The organism is Mesorhizobium sp. M1E.F.Ca.ET.063.01.1.1, from assembly GCF_003998155.1.
Taxonomy (GTDB): domain Bacteria; phylum Pseudomonadota; class Alphaproteobacteria; order Rhizobiales; family Rhizobiaceae; genus Mesorhizobium.
In genome coordinates, this window is record NZ_RZSC01000442.1 from 1 (window position 1) to 4,918 (window position 4,918).

A 4,918-nucleotide genomic window follows, 5' to 3' on the forward strand; every position below is an offset into this window, starting at 1 on the left:
GGATGCAGGCGGCGGCGACTCGGTCGCCGACGACCGGATCGGACAGAGCGCCGCCAGGGCGGCACCGCCTGACGACCCGGTAGCGACGGAAGCGCCTGAGCCGTGGCGGTCCAGGCTGGGGGAGATCGATGTCGACAGGGCGGCGGAAAAGCTGATCGGCTCGGGTGCGGCGCGCGCCATCTTCGTCTCGCCGGAAGGCGACGAGGCCGCCGCTACCGCCGTACTGGTGGCGCGCGAAGTGTCGGATGCGGGACTGCGCGTGCTACTGCTCGATCTCACCGCTTCGGGCGCGGCATCGCGGCCGATGCTCGATAGCGGGCTTTTCCCCGGTATCACCAATCTTCTGGCGTCCGAAGCGCAGTTCAGCGACGTCATTCACCCCGATCTCTATTCGGACGCGCATGTCATTCCTGTCGGCACCGCCGATCCGGTCAAGGCTATGCGCGCCGCCGACAGGCTGCCGATCATCATGCAGTCGCTGACAACGGCCTACGATCTCGTGGTGGTCGAATGCGGCCCGGCCGATGCGCAGGGCATCAGCCGCCTCGTCGGCGACGGCACGGAGGTCTTCCTGTCGATGCTCGAAGCCGACGAAGAGGTGACGCAAGCCGCGGTGAAACTGATCGAGAACGGCTATCCGGATGTCACCCTGGTCACGCCGGTCGGCCATGAGCCTGGAAATCCGTTGCCTGGACGTCGCTCGGCTGCATAAGGCTGAACGCCAACAGGGCTGTTCTGCACGCGCCGCTAAACGATTGCCCTGAGGTATCGGGAAGAGACCGCGACGAATCGAGCATGGTTCAGTCGGTGTCGGGGTATGACAGCCCTTAGGTACAAGGCCGAGCCCGGACATTTTCTCGGCGGCCCCAGCACTTTACATCGGAAGCAGAGGCCCTAGGTTTAGCTCTTCGCGCCGCGCACTTTTCGTGCGTGGATGATCGATAGCGGGACCGTGAACTCCAGGCCGGTCCCCCCACAAACTCCCAAAAGGATGGTTGCTATGACACAGGCCAAGAATGGCGACACTGTACGCATCAACTATACCGGACGTCTGGTCGACGGCACTCAATTCGATTCTTCCGGCAGCGAACCGCTGCAATTCACGCTGGGTGAAGGACAGGTAATTCCCGGTCTCGAAACGCATGTCGAGGGCATGGAGGTCGGCACGAAAAGCACCGTTACCGTTCCCGCCGACGCCGCCTATGGCCCCCATCGCCCCGAAGCGGTCGTAACCATCGACCGCGCCAGCGTGCCGCAAAACATCAACGTTGATGTTGGTACCCAATTGCAGGCCCGCACCCGCGAAGGGCGTGCCATGCAAGTAACGGTCGTCGGCGTGGACGATTCCAGCGTCAAGCTCGACGGCAATCATCCTTTGGCTGGAAAGGACCTGGTGTTTGACGTTGAACTGGTCGAGATCGTTCAGGCGGCGTAGTTAGATCTGGAAGGCACCCGGCGGATACAGAACCGTCAAGGCGCGCGATCGACCAGAGCTTTGGCCCCTTCCTGCTCGGCGCAATGCGCGCAGCAATATATGATATCGCCCTGCTCGACGCCGTGCCCCATGATCCGCACCCTGCAATGAGGGCAGGTCGGCGCGAGCTTGTGGATCGCGCACTCGAAGCTGTCAAATGTGTAGGTTTGCCCGCCCAGGCTCACTTGGAATGCCTTGTCGTAGTCATTGCCGCATTGGTCGCACTTGGCCATGGCCGTTCTCCTTCTGAGTGCGAAAACCTCACGGCTGGCGATAGGTTCCGCCCAAGGCTCTTCAAGGTCTCGACCTCGACCTGTTTGCCCGTATCAACCGGGAGATCGACGGCGAAAGACATGCATCAAAACAAAGACTTGAAGCGCGTCGCCTGATTCGGTTCGGCGCGACGCGCTTTAACTGTCGTCCTCGGCAACAGCGGGCGCCGCTTGTCCGGCAGCCTTGCGGCGCAGCATCTTGGTCAGCTTCCAGACCGTCGGGTTGTTCTTGATGAACGCCTTTGCCCGCGCTCCTTGCCGCAACCCCGTCGCCAGCGCCCGGCCCTTGAGCGTCAGCGGCGCGAGCACCTCGAAATGCTGGACCTCGATGTCGCACCAGAGCCGCTTGTAGGGCTCGTCGCCGACCGAGAAATCGTAGACGTCGAAGCCGAGCTCGCAGGCTTCCTGGATATTGTCGAAGAACAGGAAGTCGCCCGGGCTGGTGAAGGCGAGATCGTCCTCGGCGATTGCGCCGAACTCGCAGATCAGGCGCTTGCCCGAGCGGCTGGAGCCGGTAACGGCGCGAGGCTTCCCGGCCACTTCCAGCCCATGCAGCAGAAAGGAAGGCCTTTGCTCGGCCAGCGCATCGGCAAACACCGCCCGGAAGAAGGCGCGCACTTCCGCGCCGCCGAACACATTGGCTATGCCCATCTTGGCGAAGCGCACTTCCTTCATGTCGAAGAAGGCGTCGAGCAGCCTGTCGACCTCTTCGCGGCTTCGCGCCTCGATGCGGCCGAAGCCGCCGACGGCCTCGAATTTGCGCGTCTGCGAACGGTGCTTCTTGCGCTTGCGCTTGCCGCTCGCGCGCGCGAGCAGCGCATCGAAGCCGCCGTCGAGATCGACCGCGAGCGCAAGGTTCGGGCTCGGGAAATTGGGCAGCGCGGCGAGCGGATTGGCGACGCCGTCGAGATCGGGCCGCAGCCGCTCCAGCGCAACAAGGTCGATGTCCGGCCGCGCCTTGGCGATTGCCGAGAGTAGGGAACGGATAGCCGAGCTGTCGATCCTTTGCAGCGACCGCTGGTCGGCGGCGGGAAAATTCCCGTTGGCGTGACGTCCGCCGGCGAAACGGGCGACCTGGAACAGGCCTCTCCGGACGACTTCGAGCGCCAGCACAAGCACCGGCCTGCCTTCGGCGTTCAGCGTGGCGACCACCATGTCGGCCTTGGTCTCGGTCGCCCAGTTGCGCACCCAGGATGCGCTCTGTGCCGGAGCAAACAGCGCCGAAGCGCAGAATTGCGCGTAATCGGCAAGGCCGGCGCCGTCACTCACCGCCGCCGTCAGTCGGGTCTGGTTCGAGGCAGGCGCACGCGCCGGCGCTTCATTGGCCGCGACCCGATTGCCGTCAAATGACGCGGCGGCGTCAACCATCCCTCAATCCTTAAGACGTATTGGTTGCAACCTGGGGTTCGCATAGGCGCAAGTCGTGCTTGGATGAGCCTAGGCGCAAAAGGTGAAGGAATGATCGACGGGGGCGAGGCGATCCGGAAACTGGCCTTGAACGTTGCCCGCTACACCGGCCTCGCTCCGCTGGCGAAGCCGTTCGTCGGCGGCATCGGCGCCATCCTGATGCTGCATCGCGTGACCGCCACGCCCGAGAAGCCGAACAGCGTCAATCGCCACCTGAACATCGCCCCAGCCTTCCTCGACAAGCTGATCGCCGACATGAAGGGAAGGGGCTATGCCTTTGTTACCCTTGATGAAGCGATCGAACGCATCGAGGCGGGCGGCAAACACGGCCAGTTTGCCACCATCACCGCCGACGATGCCTATCGCGATAACATGACCGAGGCGCTGCCGGTGCTGGAAAAGCACGGCGCGCCGATCACCATCTATGTCGCGCCAGGCCTGATCGACGGTGCCGTCGACCTGTGGTGGGACGTCGTCGAGGATATCGTCGACACCAGCTCACACCTGACGCTGAAGACGGCGAGGGGATCGGCGGTCGTTGATTGCTCGACGCCTGGCCGAAAGATTCAGGTCATTGCACGGCTGAATGCCTGGTTGACCCTTGAAGTCCCTGAAGAAGAGCAGGGCGCCGCGCTGCGCGAACTGGCGCGTTCCAACGGGATCGAACTTGGCGAGAGCCGTCCCGGCACGCTTATGAGCTGGGACGAGATCCGCGCGATGGCCGCGCATCCGCTGGTGACGATCGGCGCGCATACCGTCAACCACCGCAACCTCAAGCGGCTTTCGGAGGCGGACGCGCGCCACGAGATCGGTGAGGTCCGGCGCATCCTCGAGGAAAGGCTCGGGCTGGAGCCGCGCCATTTCGCATACCCCTACGGCTATGCCAGCGCGGTCGGCTGCCGCGAGGTGGGTTTTGCCCGAGACGCCGGCTATGTCTCTGCGGTGACGACGCGGCACGGCGTGCTGAGAGCCGAGCATGCCGGCTTCCTGCATGCGCTGCCGCGCATCTCCGTCAACGGCCGCTACCAGAGCGTCGCCCATATCCGCACGATGCTGTCGGGTGTGACCACGCCGCTCGCCAATGCCGGCAAGATGGTCGTTACGATCTGATAAGGCGGTTCAGCCCTTCTGAGGTGGCTCCAGGATCAGCCATTTGATGATGCCCATTGCCGGCAGCACCCAGAGCAGGCCGCTGAACAGGAAGAACAGGAAATGCGCCGTTGCGCCATATTCGGCGAGCCTGGTGACCGCGACGGCCGAAGCGATCAGCGCATAGATGATGACCAGAGCCACCAGCAGGATGGTTCCGATCAGCTTTTTCAGGCGAATGGGCATGTCGCGGTTCCGTTGACCCGCATCGCTTAGGCCGAACGACGGCCATGCGCAACCATAGCTCACCGGCGCGACGGCGTGCCGCGCTGTGCGGCCTTGCCACCGGGACGGTCATGGTCCACCAATCGCGCGTTTCAATTGCCGGGAACCGTCCCATGGCCGCCATCACCGCCACGGCCCCATACGCCGCCCGCGACCGCGATCTCCGCAACCGCGCACTGGTGCGCGGCTGGCTCTATTTCGTAGTGCTCGTGCTGTTCGCGTTGGTGCTGGTCGGCGGCGCCACCCGGCTCACCGGTTCCGGCCTGTCGATCACCGAGTGGAAGCCGATCCACGGCGTCATCCCGCCGCTCAACGATGCCGAGTGGCAGGAAGAATTCCAGCGCTACCAGCAGATCCCGCAATATGCCGAGCTCAACGATGGCATGAGCAT

7 protein-coding genes are annotated in these 4,918 nt (G+C 63.9%); 4 read left to right on the plus strand and 3 right to left on the minus strand.

Annotation, left to right across the window (positions count from 1 at the left end; genetic code table 11):
* Both EOA29_RS24890 and EOA29_RS24895 read left to right on the plus strand, forming a co-directional pair.
* A partial coding sequence (locus tag EOA29_RS24890) for a tyrosine-protein kinase family protein (RefSeq protein ID WP_245468530.1) occupies window positions 1-712 on the plus strand: 712 nt, incomplete at its 5' end.
* A 288-nt stretch (window positions 713-1,000) separates the two neighbouring features.
* The gene (locus EOA29_RS24895) at window positions 1,001-1,435 is read left to right on the plus strand and encodes a peptidylprolyl isomerase (protein ID WP_126094200.1); all 435 of its coding nucleotides are present in this window, start codon (window positions 1,001-1,003) and stop codon (window positions 1,433-1,435) included.
* 35 nt (window positions 1,436-1,470) lie between these two features.
* Here the strand turns inward: EOA29_RS24895 and EOA29_RS24900 are convergent, their stop codons facing one another.
* Window positions 1,471-1,707, minus strand: coding sequence for a hypothetical protein (locus EOA29_RS24900; RefSeq protein ID WP_126094199.1), 237 nt, complete (start codon window positions 1,705-1,707; stop codon window positions 1,471-1,473).
* Window positions 1,708-1,884: 177 nt separating this feature from the next.
* Window positions 1,885-3,114 carry a GNAT family N-acetyltransferase gene (locus EOA29_RS24905; RefSeq protein WP_127221752.1) on the minus strand — a complete coding sequence of 410 codons (1,230 nt, stop codon included), beginning with the start codon at window positions 3,112-3,114 and terminating at the stop codon, window positions 1,885-1,887.
* Window positions 3,115-3,204: 90 nt separating this feature from the next.
* Here EOA29_RS24905 and EOA29_RS24910 point away from each other — a divergent pair, with 90 nt between their 5' ends.
* Window positions 3,205-4,263, plus strand: a complete 1,059-nt coding sequence (locus tag EOA29_RS24910) for a polysaccharide deacetylase family protein (protein WP_126094197.1) — start codon at window positions 3,205-3,207, stop codon at window positions 4,261-4,263.
* A 9-nt stretch (window positions 4,264-4,272) separates the two neighbouring features.
* Here EOA29_RS24910 and EOA29_RS24915 read toward each other — a convergent pair whose 3' ends face one another.
* The gene (locus tag EOA29_RS24915) at window positions 4,273-4,488 is read right to left on the minus strand and encodes a DUF2842 domain-containing protein (protein WP_126094196.1); all 216 of its coding nucleotides are present in this window, start codon (window positions 4,486-4,488) and stop codon (window positions 4,273-4,275) included.
* A gap of 152 nt (window positions 4,489-4,640) precedes the next feature.
* Here EOA29_RS24915 and EOA29_RS24920 point away from each other — a divergent pair.
* Window positions 4,641-4,918 (plus strand): COX15/CtaA family protein (locus tag EOA29_RS24920; protein ID WP_189478976.1); only part of this gene is annotated, 278 nt, incomplete at its 3' end.